Annotated in this window: 17 protein-coding genes; all 17 read left to right on the top strand. The window is 44.4% G+C overall.

All coding sequences use genetic code 11. From position 1 onward, the window contains the following. The 17 genes from ACSSU7_RS04475 (at position 1) to accD (ending at position 16,309) form a co-directional block, all read left to right on the top strand. Positions 1-456, top strand: coding sequence for an ArsI/CadI family heavy metal resistance metalloenzyme (locus ACSSU7_RS04475; RefSeq protein ID WP_492517523.1), 456 nt, complete (start codon positions 1-3; stop codon positions 454-456). Beyond that, entirely contained in the window at positions 456-1,514 is a 1,059-nt protein-coding gene (arsB, locus tag ACSSU7_RS04470; protein ID WP_492517522.1) for an ACR3 family arsenite efflux transporter, read from the top strand. Before ACSSU7_RS04475 ends, arsB begins: the two co-directional genes overlap by 1 nt. Before the next feature lie 34 nt (positions 1,515-1,548). Next, positions 1,549-2,028, top strand: a complete 480-nt coding sequence (locus ACSSU7_RS04465; protein WP_492517521.1) for an arsenate reductase ArsC — start codon at positions 1,549-1,551, stop codon at positions 2,026-2,028. A gap of 148 nt (positions 2,029-2,176) precedes the next feature. Beyond that, entirely contained in the window at positions 2,177-2,488 is a 312-nt protein-coding gene (ppnP, locus tag ACSSU7_RS04460; RefSeq protein WP_492517520.1) for a pyrimidine/purine nucleoside phosphorylase, read from the top strand. 87 nt (positions 2,489-2,575) lie between these two features. Beyond that, positions 2,576-3,070, top strand: a complete 495-nt coding sequence (locus tag ACSSU7_RS04455) for a YajQ family cyclic di-GMP-binding protein (protein WP_135277342.1) — start codon at positions 2,576-2,578, stop codon at positions 3,068-3,070. A 40-nt stretch (positions 3,071-3,110) separates the two neighbouring features. Then, entirely contained in the window at positions 3,111-4,523 is a 1,413-nt protein-coding gene (gene leuC / locus ACSSU7_RS04450; RefSeq protein ID WP_492517519.1) for a 3-isopropylmalate dehydratase large subunit, read from the top strand. Positions 4,524-4,543: 20 nt separating this feature from the next. Next, entirely contained in the window at positions 4,544-4,663 is a 120-nt protein-coding gene (locus tag ACSSU7_RS04445) for an entericidin A/B family lipoprotein (RefSeq protein ID WP_492517518.1), read from the top strand. 101 nt (positions 4,664-4,764) lie between these two features. Next, positions 4,765-5,403, top strand: a complete 639-nt coding sequence (leuD, locus tag ACSSU7_RS04440; RefSeq protein WP_492517517.1) for a 3-isopropylmalate dehydratase small subunit — start codon at positions 4,765-4,767, stop codon at positions 5,401-5,403. A gap of 144 nt (positions 5,404-5,547) precedes the next feature. Continuing rightward, positions 5,548-6,603, top strand: coding sequence for a 3-isopropylmalate dehydrogenase (gene leuB, locus ACSSU7_RS04435; RefSeq protein WP_492517516.1), 1,056 nt, complete (start codon positions 5,548-5,550; stop codon positions 6,601-6,603). A gap of 102 nt (positions 6,604-6,705) precedes the next feature. After that, positions 6,706-7,818, top strand: a complete 1,113-nt coding sequence (gene asd, locus ACSSU7_RS04430; RefSeq protein ID WP_492517515.1) for an aspartate-semialdehyde dehydrogenase — start codon at positions 6,706-6,708, stop codon at positions 7,816-7,818. 194 nt (positions 7,819-8,012) lie between these two features. Further along, positions 8,013-10,970 (top strand): motility hub landmark protein FimV, encoded by a 2,958-nt coding sequence (locus ACSSU7_RS04425; RefSeq protein WP_492517514.1) that lies wholly within the window; start codon positions 8,013-8,015, stop codon positions 10,968-10,970. Positions 10,971-11,107: 137 nt separating this feature from the next. Then, positions 11,108-11,737, top strand: coding sequence for a CbiQ family ECF transporter T component (locus tag ACSSU7_RS04420; RefSeq protein WP_492517513.1), 630 nt, complete (start codon positions 11,108-11,110; stop codon positions 11,735-11,737). Then, a complete protein-coding gene (truA, locus tag ACSSU7_RS04415; RefSeq protein ID WP_492517512.1) occupies positions 11,734-12,519 on the top strand; it encodes a tRNA pseudouridine(38-40) synthase TruA in 786 nt (261 codons plus the stop codon). Before ACSSU7_RS04420 ends, truA begins: the two co-directional genes overlap by 4 nt. Before the next feature lie 76 nt (positions 12,520-12,595). After that, a complete protein-coding gene (locus ACSSU7_RS04410; protein WP_492517511.1) occupies positions 12,596-13,210 on the top strand; it encodes a phosphoribosylanthranilate isomerase in 615 nt (204 codons plus the stop codon). 70 nt (positions 13,211-13,280) lie between these two features. Beyond that, positions 13,281-14,483 (top strand): tryptophan synthase subunit beta, encoded by a 1,203-nt coding sequence (trpB, locus tag ACSSU7_RS04405; RefSeq protein ID WP_492517510.1) that lies wholly within the window; start codon positions 13,281-13,283, stop codon positions 14,481-14,483. A gap of 142 nt (positions 14,484-14,625) precedes the next feature. Then, a complete protein-coding gene (trpA, locus tag ACSSU7_RS04400) occupies positions 14,626-15,426 on the top strand; it encodes a tryptophan synthase subunit alpha (protein ID WP_492517509.1) in 801 nt (266 codons plus the stop codon). Between the two features lie 19 nt (positions 15,427-15,445). Continuing rightward, the gene (gene accD / locus ACSSU7_RS04395; protein ID WP_492517508.1) at positions 15,446-16,309 is read left to right on the top strand and encodes an acetyl-CoA carboxylase, carboxyltransferase subunit beta; all 864 of its coding nucleotides are present in this window, start codon (positions 15,446-15,448) and stop codon (positions 16,307-16,309) included. Positions 16,310-16,375: the final 66 nt, after the last annotated feature.

Raw genomic sequence — 16,375 nt, 5'->3', positions numbered from 1 at the left:
ATGAAGCGTATGCATTTACATGTATCAGTGGATGATCTAAATAAAAGCATCAGTTTTTACAATACGATGTTTGGTCAGGAGCCGACGGTGATTAAATCTGATTATGCGAAATGGATGTTAGATGACCCGTTGGTGAATTTTGCTATCAGCCAGCGTGGTGCAAAGGTTGGTTTGGATCATGTAGGTATTCAAGTGGATGGTGAAGATGCCTTGTCTGAAATGAAGGCTAGGTTAGACGCAGCAGAGCTGAGTGTGTTGACGCAGGAAGGTACAACTTGCTGCTATTCAAAATCAGATAAGCATTGGGTGCAGGATCCATCAGGTATCGCTTGGGAGACTTACCACACATTAGACAGTGCGCCTACGTTTAATGATGCACATAGTCAGGCAGATTCTGCTTGTTGTGCGCCTAGTGCGCAACAGGTTCAATTTATTTCACGTAGAAGCAAATCATAATGACAACAGCATCTAAAGTTTTAACTGGTAGTCCAAAAATTGGCACTTTTGAACGTAATTTAACATGGTGGGTATTGGGTTGTATCCTTGTTGGCATTGGTCTGGGTGAGTTTAGCCCAAAAGCATTTCAAGCAATAGGCGATATGAAGGTGGCAGAAGTGAACTTGGTTGTCGCCACACTTATTTGGTTGATGATTATCCCTATGCTGTTAAAAGTGGATTTTTACGCGATGCGAGATGTATTGCAGCATAGTAAGGGCATTGGCGTCACATTGTTGATTAACTGGGTGGTAAAGCCGTTTTCAATGGCTTTGTTAGCTTGGGTCTTTATACGGCACTTATTTGCAAGCTATCTGCCAATTGATCAATTGGATAGCTACATTGCCGGGTTGATACTACTAGCTGCGGCACCATGCACTGCCATGGTTTTTGTCTGGAGCAACTTGTGTGGAGGCGAGCCAAAATTTACTTTATCTCAAGTAGCGATTAATGATGCCATTATGTTGTTTGCATTTGCACCTTTGGTCGCGCTGTTGCTGGGTTTGTCTAGCATCAGCATTCCATGGAATACCTTGTTCTTGTCAGTAGTGCTATTTATATTGGTGCCTGTCTTAATTAGTCAGTTAATGCGTAAATATTTATTAGCAAAAGGGCAGCAGGTATTTGATGGTGTCCTTAAGCAACTGCATCCAATTTCTTTGGGCGCGCTGCTTGCTACCTTAGTGCTGTTGTTTGGTTTTCAGGGGCAGCAAATCCTAAAGCAGCCTTTGGTGATTGGGTTGTTAGCGGTGCCTATTGTTATTCAAGTTTACTTTAATTCAATGCTCGCATACTGGTTAAATAAGAAATTGAAAGTAGCGCACTGTGTAGCGGGGCCGTCTGCGTTGATTGGCGCCTCTAACTTTTTTGAGCTTGCAGTTGCAACGGCAATTGCGCTATTTGGTTTTAATTCAGGTGCGGCGCTTGCAACGGTGGTGGGTGTGTTGATAGAAGTGCCAGTCATGCTGTCTGTGGTGCATATTGTCAATCGTAGTCGCCATTGGTATGAGGCTAACTAAGCTCGTCATTGAAACTTAAACTGAGAAAATTAAGATGAATGTTCTATTTTTATGTACAGGTAATTCGTGCCGATCAATATTAGGTGAGGCGACTTTCAATCACCTTGCGCCAGTTGGATGGCGTGCAATGAGTGCTGGCAGCAAGCCTGCTGGATACGTACATCCACGCTCATTAGCCTTATTGGCACGTGAAGGTATATCGACAGCAGGTTATTTTAGTAAATCTTGGGAAGATTTACCTGCTACGCCTGATATTGTGATTACGGTGTGTGGTAGTGCAGCTGGTGAAACTTGCCCCGCCTATTTAGGCCCAGTGCTACGCACGCATTGGGGGGTGGAAGACCCAGCACATGCGACAGGTACAGATGAAGAGGTCGATGCCGCGTTTGTAAAAGCGTACAGTATTTTACGTGCTCGCATTGAAGCTTTTTTTGCGTTGCCGTTAGCAACACTAAAGCAGGATAAGATTGCCCTTAAAGCTGAAATGGACAAAATCGCGACTATTCTTGCTTAAGGGCGGTTGAAAAAATAAACACTTAAATGTTTTTCTAGTTAAGTTTCTCTGGAATAGCCAATTTCGTAACCATTTGCGCGTCATTTATTGGTTTGATAAACCTTTTCTGCGATAATAGGGTTTTGATTTTTTGTGAAAGCTAAAGCAAATGGCACAATTTGATAATGTCAGTGTAAAAAAGAAAGCTAACGTTTATTTTGATGGTAAATGCGTTAGCCACACTGTGATGTTTCCAAATGGAACACGTAGTACGATTGGTGTTATCTTCCCAAGCACGCTTACATTTAATACCGCTGCTCCAGAGCTAATGGAAATTAATGCCGGTGTCTGTAAAGTACGCCTACAAGGTGAAACTGAATGGAAAACATACAGTGAAGGTGAAAAGTTCACCGTGCCAGGTAATTCATCATTTGATATCGAAACAGTGGAAACATTAGATTACGTTTGCCACTTTGAGTAATTTAAATTGACTGTATGTGGTATGCATGGCCAGCTACATACAGTCGATTAGTCTTGTTTTGATTAGAAAATAATATAGGGATAATGTATGCCTTCATTTGATATTTCTTCAGAAGTCGATATGGTCGCCCTGAAGAATGCGATTGATACCGCGGGTAAGCAAATTACCAATCGCTATGATTTTAAAGGTAGCTCAGCTAAGGTTGAGCTGAACGAAAAAGATAGCGTAATTACGCTGTTTGGCGACAATGACTTTCAGCTTGATCAGGTGAAGGATATTTTGTTGCCTGCGATGGAAAAGAAAGAGCCTGACTCATCTAAACGTCTAGATCATAAAGATGTCCAAAAGGTGTCTGGCAATAAAGTTAAGCAAGAGATGAAAATCCGCGCTGGCATTGATAGTGATTTAGCTAAGCGTATTACCAAGCTGATTAAAGACTCAGGCATGAAAGTGCAGGCGAGCATTCAGGGTGATACTGTGCGTGTCAATGGTGCTAAGCGCGATATCTTGCAAGATGCGATTGCATTTGTGAAAAAGAATGTAACGGATTTTCCGTTGCAGTTTGGTAATTTTAGGGATTAAGTAAGCGCAGTATTTATTGGGTACTTAAAAGCAGAGAACTATGGCAAAAACGTTATACGACAAATTGTTTGATTCCCACGTTGTGACCGAGGAAAACGGCACCGCGCTCATTTATATTGACCGTCATTTGGTGCATGAAGTGACAAGCCCGCAAGCGTTTGAAGGCCTGCGTCTGGCTGGTCGTAAGCCTTGGCGCATTTCTTCTATCGTGGCAACGGCAGACCACAACACACCAACCAATGGCTGGGATAAAGGTTTGTCTGGCATTGCAGACCCTGTCGCGCGTTTGCAGATAGAGACTTTGAGCGACAACATTCGCGAGTTTGGTGCAAAGGCTTACTTCCCGTTTATGGATTCTCGTCAGGGTATTGTGCATGTGGTTGGGCCTGAGCAAGGCGCTACCTTGCCGGGTATGACTGTAGTATGTGGTGACTCTCACACCAGCACGCATGGTGCGTTTGGCGCATTGGCGCATGGTATTGGCACCTCTGAAGTTGAGCACGTGATGGCAACGCAATGTTTGGTGCAGAAAAAGTCTAAAACAATGCACGTAGTGGTCAATGGCACTTTAGGTAAAGGTGTAACGGCTAAGGATGTTGCGCTTGCGATTATTGGGAAAACCGGAACGGCGGGTGGCAATGGCTATGCGATTGAGTTTGCAGGGTCAGTGATACGCAATATGAGCATGGAAGGTCGCATGACTTTATGCAATATGGCGATTGAAGCGGGTGCCCGTGCTGGTATGGTGGCCGTAGATGACACAACAATCAACTACGTAAAAGGTCGTCCATTTGCACCTAAAGCTGAGCAATGGGATGCCGCTGTCGCGTACTGGAATACTTTGCACAGCGATGAAGGTGCGCAGTTTGATGCAACCGTTACTTTGGATGCGAAAGATATTCAGCCACAGGTCACTTGGGGTACCTCACCAGAGATGGTGGTAGGCGTCGATGGTAAAGTGCCAAGTCTAGACTTAGCTAAAAATGACGTGCAACGTGGTGATTGGGAGCGTGCCTATGCTTACATGGGCCTAACACCTAACACGCCAATTAATGAAATCAGCATTGATAAAGTGTTTATCGGCTCTTGCACCAACTCGCGCATCGAAGATTTACGCGCAGCTGCGGCAATTGCTAAAGGTAAGCACATTGCACCTAATGTGAAACTTGCGTTGGTTGTGCCTGGCTCTGGCTTGGTAAAAGCGCAGGCTGAGCAAGAAGGCCTAGATAAAATTTTTACTGAAGCTGGTTTTGAATGGCGCGAGCCAGGTTGTTCAATGTGTTTAGCCATGAATGCTGATCGTTTAGCACCTGGTGAACGTTGCGCATCAACAAGCAATCGTAATTTTGAAGGGCGTCAAGGGCAGGGCGGTCGTACGCATTTGGTCAGCCCTGAAATGGCAGCAGCAGCAGCGGTTGCCGGTCATTTTGTTGACGTAAGAGATTTAAGTTAAATTTTTAAAGGGATATATAAATGAAAAAGTTCTTGTTTCTTGTCATGGTCGCAGCCGTGTTGTCAGCTTGTAATACCGTAGCAGGTATTGGTAAAGATCTGGAAAAAGGCGGCGAAGCTATTCAGAAGTCAGCAAACTAGAGTAAGAAAATTAAGCAATACCTGGTTAACCTTAGGTGCTATTTTTATAAATGGCACCTAAACAGTTGGCCGGATTATTAACTAAAATTTAAGAAAATATCATGCAAGCTTTTACGCAATTGAATGGATTGGTAGCACCGTTAGACCGCGCTAATGTGGATACGGATGCGATTATTCCTAAGCAGTTTTTGAAATCGATCAAACGCAGTGGATTTGGTCCAAACGCCTTTGATGAGTGGCGTTATTTAGACCAAGGCGAGCCAGGTATGGATAACAGTAAGCGTCCATTGAATCCTGATTTTGTGCTGAATCAATCACGCTACCAAGGTGCGAGCGTGCTGTTAACGCGTGAGAACTTTGGCTGTGGTTCCAGTCGTGAGCACGCGCCATGGGCGTTGGAAGATTACGGTTTTAAAGTCATCCTCGCTTCAAGTTTTGCCGATATTTTCTTTAATAACTGTTTTAAAAATGGCATGTTACCCATTGTGTTAAGCGCAGATATTATCGATGTGCTGTTTAATCAGGTTGCGGCTAACCCAGGTTATAAGCTTGATGTGAATTTAGAAGCGCAAACAATTACCACGCCTACCGGCGAATCATATGCTTTTGAAGTAGATGCTTTCCGCAAGCATTGCTTGTTAAACGGTTTGGATGATATTGGTTTAACAATGCAGCATCAGGATAAAATTAAAGCGTTTGAACTTAAGCATCAACAATCTCAACCTTGGCTTTTTAACTAAGCGTAGTAGTTGGGGTTGTTGGCTTGTGGCTGACCGTAACTAAGATTGCCTTAAAGTTGCGGCGCATCAAGCTGACTCAACTCAAATTCAATCGGTTTAATTCAAATTTAGTATAGTTAACATTAAGTTTAAGAAAGTCTTTTCATGAAAATAGCAGTATTGCCAGGTGATGGTATTGGTCCAGAAATCGTTGCACAAGCCGTTAAAGTTTTAAAGGCGCTTGATTTAGATATCAGCATGACTGAAGCACCAATTGGCGGTGCTGGTTATGAAGCTGCTGGTGATCCGTTGCCTGATGCAACGCTAAAGTTAGCTAAAGACGCTGATGCGGTGTTGTTGGGTGCTGTTGGTGATTGGAAATACGACAAGTTAGAGCGTCATTTACGCCCTGAGCGCGGTTTATTGCGTATTCGTAAAGAGCTGAATTTATTCGCCAATCTACGTCCTGCTTTGCTGTATCCGGAGTTGGCAGGAGCCTCTACTTTGAAACCGGAAGTGGTTTCTGGCTTGGATTTAATGATTATTCGTGAGCTGACAGGAGACATCTATTTCGGTCAGCCACGTGGTATCAGTACATTAGAAAATGGCGAACGCGAGGGTATTAATACCATGCGTTATAACGAATCTGAGATTCGTCGCATTGGCCGCGTTGCGTTTGATATTGCAATGAAGCGCAATAAGAAAGTGTGTTCAGTAGATAAAGCTAACGTGCTGGAAACGACAGAGTTATGGCGTCAGGTGATGATTGAGTTATCTGCAGAGTATCCTGAAGTTGAGCTTAGCCACATGTATGTAGATAACGCAGCGATGCAATTGATTCGCGCACCTAAGCAGTTTGATGTGATGGTGACTGGTAATATTTTTGGCGACATTCTATCTGACGAAGCATCTATGCTTACCGGTTCTATTGGTATGTTGCCTTCTGCCTCTTTAGATGAAAACAATAAAGGTATGTATGAGCCTAGCCACGGTTCTGCGCCTGATATTGCCGGTAAAGACATTGCTAACCCATTAGCGACAATTCTTTCAGTTGCGATGATGCTACGTTATACGTTTAATGACGAAGCAAATGCGCAACGTGTAGAAAATGCAGTGAAAAAGGCGCTGGCGCAAGGCTACAGAACTGCTGATATTTGGACGGAGGGTTCAAACAAGGTGGGCTGTAATGCAATGGGTGACGCGGTAGTTGCAGCGCTCTAACTTGAGAATCCAGTTGGTTTGGCGTTCGTAGTAATTAGGGTTTATTATTTGATAACCTGCTGATTTTTCAGCAACAGTTAATTATTAAAAGTGGAAAATAAAATGCTTAAAGTAGGTTTTGTAGGCTGGCGTGGTATGGTTGGGTCTGTACTGATGCAACGCATGTTAGAAGAAAATGACTTTGCACTGATTGAGCCGCAATTTTTCACAACCTCACAAGTGGGTGGTCAGGGCCCGAATGTAGGTAAAGATACGCCAGCATTGCTGGACGCTAAAGACATTAATGCGCTAAAAGCAATGGATGCAATCGTGTCTTGCCAAGGTGGCGACTACACAACTGAAGTATTTCCGCAGTTGCGTGCTGCTGGCTGGAATGGTCACTGGATTGATGCTGCATCTACACTGCGCATGGAAAAAGATGCGGTGATCGTGCTGGATCCGGTCAATATGAACGTTATCCAAGATGCTTATGCACAAGGCACTAAAAACTGGGTGGGCGGTAACTGTACAGTTTCATTGATGCTGATGGCTCTAAATGGTTTATTTAAGGCAGATTTAGTCGAGTGGGCAACTTCTATGACGTATCAAGCGGCTTCAGGCGCTGGTGCGCAGAATATGCGTGAGCTGCTTAACCAAATGGGTGAGGCGCATCGTGTAGCGAGTGATTTTCTAAAAGATCCTGCATCTGCTATTTTGGATATCGACAGAGAAGTGGCTGGTACGCTTCGTGATGAAAGCTTTCCTACATCGCAGTTTGGCGTGCCTTTGGCTGGCAGCTTAATCCCTTGGATTGATAAAGACTTAGGCAACGGCCAAAGTAAAGAAGAGTGGAAAGGTGGCGTAGAGACTAATAAAATTCTTGGTCGCGAAGCTAACCCAGTGCTGATAGATGGCTTATGTGTGCGTATTGGTGCAATGCGCTGTCATAGCCAAGCGCTCACCATTAAACTGAAAAAAGATGTGCCATTGGATGAAATCAGCCAAATGTTGGCAGAGGCTAATCAATGGGCAAAAGTGGTTCCTAACGAGCGTGAAGTGAGCATGCGCGAGTTAACGCCAGCCGCGGTAACTGGCACACTAACCACCCCAGTGGGTAGATTGCGCAAGTTGAATATGGGCAATGATTATCTATCTGCGTTTACTGTAGGTGACCAATTGCTATGGGGTGCTGCTGAGCCATTGCGTCGTATGTTGCGGATTTTAATAGAAAAATAAATCAATCCAGAGCAAATCTGGATTGTAAAAATACCTGACGAAATATCGTTGCCAGATTGTGGCTAAATATAATGTGCATTATGAGCTTGCATACCTAACTATTTGATGTTATTTTCATATTGCAAATATTTAGTACGTTTAAAGGTAGCGATGTGCGTAAATCAAAAATAAAGCAAATTTCGTTAGCGGTCTGCATGGCGTTTATGCCAATCGTTGGCTACACCGCAGGCTTGGGGAAGCTAAATGTTAATTCAGGTCTGGGTGAGCCATTAAAAGCAGAGGTTGAGCTTTTATCTGTTACGCCAGAAGAACTTTCTACCTTAACTGCGGCCATCGCCTCAGAAGAAGCTTATAACGTGCAGGGGATTACACGTTTAGGCATCCACAGCAACATCAGAGTTGATGTAGCTAAAAGTGACCTTGGCGCACCAATTTTAAGAATTCGCTCCAACACGCCCATCAATGATCCGTATCTAGATATGTTGATCCAAGTGGACTGGGCTTCAGGCCGTTTGCTGCGAGAGTATACGGTTTTACTTGATCCCCCTGAGTACAAGCAGGCAACCAATGTTGCCTCTGATTTTTCACCAGTGGTCAGACCTAGCGTTAATGCTAGCAGCACCTCCAGAGTCACCAGTACAGCAAAGCCTTTAGCTAGTCAGGCTAAAAAATCACAAAAGAAAAGTGCCCGCGCAGAAAATCCCGAAGACGTTAGCCCAAAAGAAGCTGGTGTTGGTGAGTTAACCACCAAGCGTGGCGATACCTTGGCTGCGATAGCGCAGAAAATGCAGGTTGAGGGCGTCAGCCTAGATCAAATGCTGGTAGGCTTGTTTGAAAACAACAAATCTGCTTTTGCCAATGGGAACATGAACCAGCTTAAAGTTGGCCAAATCATTAAAGCACCTTCTGTTGAGACGCTTACAGCAATAGACACGAAACAAGCGAAACAAGCGTTAAAAGTGCATGCCTCTAACTGGAACGCATACCGCAACTCTCTTGCAGGTAACGTGAAAACAGCAGCTGCCTCCGAGGAAAATGAACCAAAACAATCAGCGTCAGGGAAAATTGCCTCAGCAGAAGATAAATCTGCAGCTGTTAAACCGGGTGTGCAAGATGTTGTTAAGCTTTCTGCAGGTGATAAAAGCGCTGTGAGTGGCCCTAAAGCTGGTGCGGCTGAAGCTGAAGCAAAGGTTGTAGCTTTACAGGAAGAAGCCACAGCACGTGAGAACGCACTAAAAGAGTCATTGGCGCGTGCTGCCGCATTAGAAAAACAAATTGAAGATATGCAAAAGTTATTGGCGCTGAAAAATCAGACCATGACTGAACTGCAGAAGAGTGCAGAAGCTACGCCTGCACCAGCTGAAGTAAAGCCGGTGACTGCTGACCCTGTTGCAAAAGCTGAACCTGCAAAGCAGCCGCCACCAAAACCTGCGGTTAAAGCACCGCTACCTGTGGCACCCCCTGCACCAGAGCCATCTTTCTTTGAAAGTCTGATTGATGGGCTTGATATTAAGTTGTTAGGCGGAACATCGGCCTTGGCTGTGTTGGGCGCTGGCTGGTTATTTCTGCGTAACAAACGTAGAAGAGAGCTGGATAGTTTTGAGCGCGGCATTCTAACTTCTGGTGGTTTGCGTGCCAATACCGTATTTGGTAATACCACTGGTAATTCAAGTACGTCTGATACTTCCTTTTTAACTGATTTCGCACAAAGTGCTGATGGCAGCATGATTGATACGAATGATGTTGACCCTATCGCCGAGGCTGAAGTCTATATGGCTTATGGTCGCGATGCGCAGGCTGAGGAAATACTTAAAGACGCGATTGTTAAAGAGCCTAAACGTTATGAGTTGCATCTGAAACTGCTGGAAATGTATGCAGGCCGTAACGATGTTTCTGCGTTTGAAGCTGTGGCTGGTGAGTTATATACCACATTAGGCGCTGATGATCCGACATGGGCAAAAATTGCTGAAATGGGTGGGAAGCTAGAGCCAGACAATCCACTGTATCAACTTTCTGGCGTTGCAGCACCAGTTGTTGCAGTGGCTGGCGCTACTGCTGCGAGTGCGGCTGCGCTCTCCGCTACTATCAGTGAGAACAGTGCTGCAGAGAGTGAGTTATTCTCATCGCAAGATATTGGTTTAGACTTCTCTTTAGATGATGCGTCTGACACTGCTACTGAATATAAAGCCGAAGCGCCAATTACTGAAACATTTACATCTGAGGTGTTGGGTAGCGAGCTGAGCCCAAGCTCTGCCGTGATGGAAAGCTTTGCTTCGGCTCAAGAGTCTGACAACAGTCTTGAGTTTGATTTAGGTGTTGTTGAGCCTGAACCAGTCAAAGTAGCAGTGTCTAGCGCGGCTGAGGAGGAGCTTGCTGTTCCGGATAGCAATGATGCGGTAGCGAGTGAAGATGGCAACTTATTAGAGTTTACAATGGGTTCTGATGATAGTGCTACATTAGCTTTCGCAGAGCCAGTTAGCGCTGAGTTGGACGCTAAAGTAAGCGATGCAGCCTCTTTTGAAGTGCCATCGTTTCTAGATACAGCGCCTAATATTGATTTTTCAAATGACACGGTTCCAAGTGAGGAATTGGTGCTAACAACCGCACCAAACGTGGCAAATAGTGCTGGATTTGAATTTGATATGGAAGAACCTGTGGCCATTGAGATACCTGATACCCCGATGGACATCTCATTTAGCACGCCGTTAGATTTAGATAAAGCAGAGGATGCTGATTTTAGCCGTCTGTTGCAACCTGAAAACATTGCCGTTAATGCTACGGGTCTGGAGTCTTCAATTGAAGATATCAACTTTGATTTCTCATTAGATAGCGAGCTAGATACGCCTGCTGCGGTTGACGCTAAAGAGTCGTCAGACGAGCTTGCTTCAAATGATTTCGATTTTTCAGCCATTAGCTTAGATTTGGGTGATGATGCGCAGTTACTGTCTGAAACTCCGGATGATGATTTGACGTTAACAGCTCCTGCTGCTGGGGCTTCAGAGAATCAAGATGTTGATATTAAGTTGGATTTGGTTGCGGCTTATATTGATATGGACGATAAAGAAGGCGCGCGTGAGTTGCTTGAAGAGGTGTTAAAAGAGGGCGGGCCTCAGCAAAAATTGCGTGCTGAGCAGTTGCTGGCTGGCTTGTAGTCATTGCTTGCATAAAAAAGGCCGAGCATATGCTCGGCCTTTTTGTTCGTTCAGCCTATTAATGTTGAGTTGCGGTAAACGAGTTTTTGCCCCTTATCACTATTGGGAAATATAAGTTCTGACTAACTTTATTGAATATGCATCCTTTCGTTAAGGTATTATTGTTTTTTTTGCTGCTATTGCTTGCTGGTGTTGTGAATACTCAGCAACTAATAGCGTTATTTCTGGTGCTATGTGTTCTGGCATTAAAGCTGCAATGCAAAAGTTTTTTGGCTACGTTGATGCGTATGCGTTGGTTTTTTTTCTCTATCTTTCTGATTTATGCTTTTGGCACACCGGGAGAGTTGGTTCCACAGTTTCCGCTAAGTGTCGCGCCAAGCTTTGAAGGTTTGCAACTGGGTTTGTTGCAAATCTCACGGTTGGTTATTGCGTTGGCTGCACTCACCGCACTGCTTACTACATCGTCTAAAACAGAGCTAATAGTGTCTTTACATATGTTGCTAAAGCCGTTGGGTTATTTGGGTTTGGATGTTGAGCGGTTTTCAGTACGTTTGCTGCTTACCCTGAATTATGTGGATGAATTTGCAACTAAGACTAAGGCTGGTTTTAGTTTTCATCATATTAATGATATTCATCGCGAATTAGAGGTAATGCCTACGGTGGATGTTGTTAATTTTGAGCAGAAATCTTTTAATTTTGCAGATAAAGTTGCTATGGTGCTGATGTTGTTTATTTTAATGGTAATGATTGTAATGAGGTTTGTGTGAAAATCGCCTTAGGAGTGTCTTACGATGGCTCACTGTTCTGCGGTTGGCAAAGTCAGCCCTCTGCCTGCGGGGTGCAGGACGCGCTAGAGTCTGCGCTGCAAAATGTAGCACAGCATGTGGTGAGGGTGCATGCTGCGGGTAGAACTGATACCGGAGTACATGGATTGGGGCAAGTGGTGCATTTTGAAACTGATGCAAAGCGTCCATTATCAGCTTGGGTGCGAGGCGTTAATGCACATTTGCCTGAAACTGTGCGTGTCGAGTGGGCGCATGCGGTGGATGATGATTTTCATGCTAGATTTTCTGCATTTAGCAGGAGTTACCAGTATTTGTTATATAACGCACCGGTGGCTTCTGCACTTATGGCGAATAAAGCCGGTTGGTTTCATTTGCCCTTAGATTATGCGGCGATGGCTGAAGCGGCCACATATTTGGTGGGTGAGCATGATTTTACGGCTTTTCGTGCGTCTGAATGTCAGGCAAAAACTGCTGTCAGAACCTTATCAAATGCAGATATTTTAAAAGCTGGGCAATACTTTATGTTTAACTTCTCAGCCAATGCTTTTTTGCAGCATCAAGTGCGCAATATGGTCGGCGCGTTAATTTATATTGGAAAAGGCAAGTATCCACCGGCCTACATGCAAGAGCTATTAAATAATAAAGACCGCACCTTGTCGCCGCCCACATTTTCACCCAGTGGGTTGTATTTAACCGATGTCGGATACGATGCTAAATGGGGGTTGCCTAAAAATATGCAGCCTGGTTTGAAATTATTGGTTTAGCGTTACAATGCTGTACGTCTATTTTATGCTGAGTAAAGCCAGAGGCTTTTAGTCGCGCAAATTTAAGGATACGGTTGTGAGAGTTAGAGTAAAAATCTGTGGTATTACAAGGGTGGAGGATGCCTTAGCAGCCGTGGCGCATGGTGCTGACGCGATAGGTTTGGTTTTTTATGCCCCAAGCCCACGCGCAGTATCTATTGATCAAGCTATTCAGATTGTGAATCAAACTCCCGCATTTGTGAGTGTGGTTGGCTTGTTTGTGAATGCTGAAGAGTCCTTTGTTCGTAACGTAATCTCGAATGTTGCATTAGATTTACTCCAGTTTCATGGGGATGAAGCGCCTGAAGAATGTACGCGTTATGGCTTACCTTTTATCAAGGCAATTCGCGTTAAGTCAGACACAAATTTGGTACAATGTGCGAAAGATTATTCTGCATCCAGAGCCTTGTTGTTAGATACCTATACAGAAGGTGTCGCTGGTGGCACGGGTCATGTATTTGATTGGGGTTTAATCCCGCCTGATTTAATTAAGCCTGTCGTATTAGCCGGTGGCTTAACCTCAGAAAACGTGGCTTCAGCGATTCAGCAAGTCAAGCCTTATGCGGTGGATGTAAGCGGTGGTGTAGAAGCATCAAAAGGAATTAAAGATGCAGCAAAAATTGCTGCATTTATGCAACAAGTCTATTTGTAATTAGAACCTATTGGTAATTTAAACCTATTTGTAGTTTAAATAGTGCAGTGAGTTTAAGTGGAGATTGAATATGCAGCTTTATGATATGCCAGACGCACGTGGGCATTTTGGACAGTTCGGTGGTACTTTTGTCGCAGAAACTTTGGTGGAGGCGCTTGATGAGTTGCGTGTGATGTACGAAAAATATCGTCATGACCCTGAGTTCTTAGCTGAATATGCATATGATTTAAAACATTTTGTTGGCCGCCCAAGCCCGATTTACCACGCAAAGCGCTTATCTGACCAAATTGGCGGCGCACAAATTTACTTGAAGCGTGAAGATTTAAACCATACTGGCGCGCACAAAATTAACAATACGATTGGCCAAGCACTATTAGCTAAGCGCATGGGCAAACCTAGAGTGATTGCTGAAACTGGCGCTGGGCAGCACGGTGTTGCGACTGCGACCATTGCAGCACGCTTGGGTTTAGAGTGTGTTGTATATATGGGTAGTGAGGATGTTAAACGTCAAGCGCCAAATGTATTCAGAATGAAGTTGCTCGGTGCTACGGTTGTGCCTGTTGAGAGTGGATCTAAAACACTTAAAGATGCGCTAAATGAAGCGATGCGTGATTGGGTCACCAACGTGCATAATACTTTTTATATCATCGGTACCGTGGCAGGCCCACATCCATATCCAATGATGGTGCGTGATTTCCAAGCTGTGATTGGTATAGAAGCAAAAGAACAAATGCTGGAAATGGCAGGGCGTCAGCCTGATGCTGTCGTTGCCTGTGTTGGCGGCGGCTCAAATGCGATGGGTATTTTCTACCCGTATATTGATGTACCTAATGTGAGATTGATTGGTGTTGAGGCTGCAGGACATGGCATTGAAACTGGCATGCATGCTGCACCGCTTACTGCCAATAGCCCAGTAGGTGTTTTGCATGGCAATCGTACTTACTTGATGCAAGATGCTGACGGCCAGATTATTGAGACGCACTCTATTTCTGCTGGGTTGGATTATCCTGGTGTTGGCCCTGAGCATGCCTGGTTAAAAGACATTAAGCGTGCAGAATACGTGGCGATTACGGATGATGAAGCGATGGCTGCATTTCATAACCTATGCCGTACTGAAGGTATTATCCCTGCATTGGAATCTAGCCACGCACTAGCATATGGGCAAAAACTGGCTAAAACCATGAGTAAAGATCAGATTGTTTTGGTTAATTTGTCTGGCCGTGGCGATAAGGATATTAATACCGTTGCTAAACTGGCAAATATTACTTTATAAATATAAACGTTAAGGTTCCGGATTTTAGTGGGTATTTTGCTAAAGGTCATGCATGCTGGGCTAGCTCGCAGCTTGCCGTGCATACATCACTCACTAAACTCCGATCTTAAGATTAACTAACTAGTACAACATTAAGCTCACTATGTCACGAATTCAAACAACTTTTGCTACATTGAAACAGCAAGGTAAAACAGCCTTGATCCCTTATATTACGGCAGGAGATCCGCATCCTAAGCACACCGTTAATTTAATGCACACTTTGGTTAAAAATGGCGCAGATATGATTGAGCTTGGTGTGCCTTTTTCAGACCCGATGGCGGATGGCCCTGTGATTCAGCGTGCGAGCGAACGCGCGTTAGTGCATAAGGTTGGTTTGACAGCAGTGTTGGATATGGTGAAAGAGTTTCGCAAAACCAACCAAACAACACCGATTATTTTGATGGGATATGCCAATCCAATTGAAGCAATTGGCGCTACTGTCTTTGCTGACAGAGCTAAGGCTGCGGATGTTGATGGTGTTATTACCGTAGATTATCCTCCCGAAGAGTGTGGTGACTTTGTTAAAGAGTTACGCGCACGTGATATTGACCCTGTATTTTTATTGTCGCCAACAACGGAGCCAAAACGTGTGGAGTTAATCGTTAATCAGGCGAGTGGTTTTGTCTATTACGTCTCGCTTAAAGGCGTTACTGGCGCCGCAAATCTGGATATTGTAGAAGTTTCTGCGCGTGTAGCCTCTATTCGTGAGCAAACTAGCTTGCCTGTTGGTGTTGGTTTTGGGATTCGCGATGCAGCTACAGCAAAAGCAACTGCCGCAATTGCTGATGCGGTGGTAGTGGGTAGCCGTATGGTGCTGGAAATCGAAGCTTCTAACGATGATAATTTGTTAGACAATGTTGCCGCATTGATGCAAGAGTTAAAAACCGCAGTTGATGCTGCGTAATTGTTAAAAGGAATATGCAATGGGTTGGTTAAATAAATTACCGCAAAAAATTCAACGTGTGGTTGGTGCTGATAAAAAAACAGTACCAGAAGGTCTTTGGAGCAAGTGCTCATCTTGCCAGTCTGTACTTTATCGTAAAGATTTAGAAGACAACGCAGAGGTTTGCCCTAAATGTGGCTATCACAACCGTATAGGCGCACGTGCACGTTTAGCACAACTGTTAGACGCTGAGGGGCAATTTGAAATTGGCGCAAATGTGCAACCAATTGACCCGTTGAAATTCAAAGATAGTAAGAGTTACGCTGATCGTATCAAAGAATCACAAAAATCTGTCAATGAAAAAGATGCATTAATCGTGATGCAAGGCAGTATTAAGGCTGTTCCTGCGGTTGTTGCGGTTTTTGAGTTTAAGTTCATGGGTGGCTCTATGGGCTCTGTGGTTGGTGAGCGTTTTGCGCGTGGTGTACAAACTGCGATTGACAATAAAATGGCATTTATCTGTATTTCTGCCAGTGGTGGTGCGCGTATGCAAGAGGGTTTGTTATCGCTGATGCAAATGGCTAAGACCAGCGCAGCATTAACACAATTAAGCAAAGCTGGTTTGCCATATATCTCTGTACTGACTGACCCAACGATGGGCGGTGTTTCTGCTAGCTTTGCGATGTTAGGCGATGTGATTGTGGCAGAGCCTCAGGCTTTGATTGGCTTTGCTGGCCCTCGTGTGATTGAGCAAACGGTGCGTGAAACATTGCCGGACGGTTTTCAGCGCGCAGAGTTCTTGCTGGAGCATGGCGCAATTGATTTAATTATTGATCGCCGTGAAATGCGCAATAGATTAGCTGCGTTGTTAGCTAACTTGATGCGTTTGCCAGCAGTGGCTTAGTGTTTTATTTTGCTATATCTTTGATTTAGGGATGATTTTTTTGGGGCTGACTTTAAATGCATAAAG

Source organism: Methylotenera sp. E1MeOHC1, assembly GCF_058745595.1.
The sequence above is the reverse complement of the archived record's forward strand: the minus strand, read 5'-3'. Positions and strand labels throughout refer to the sequence as shown.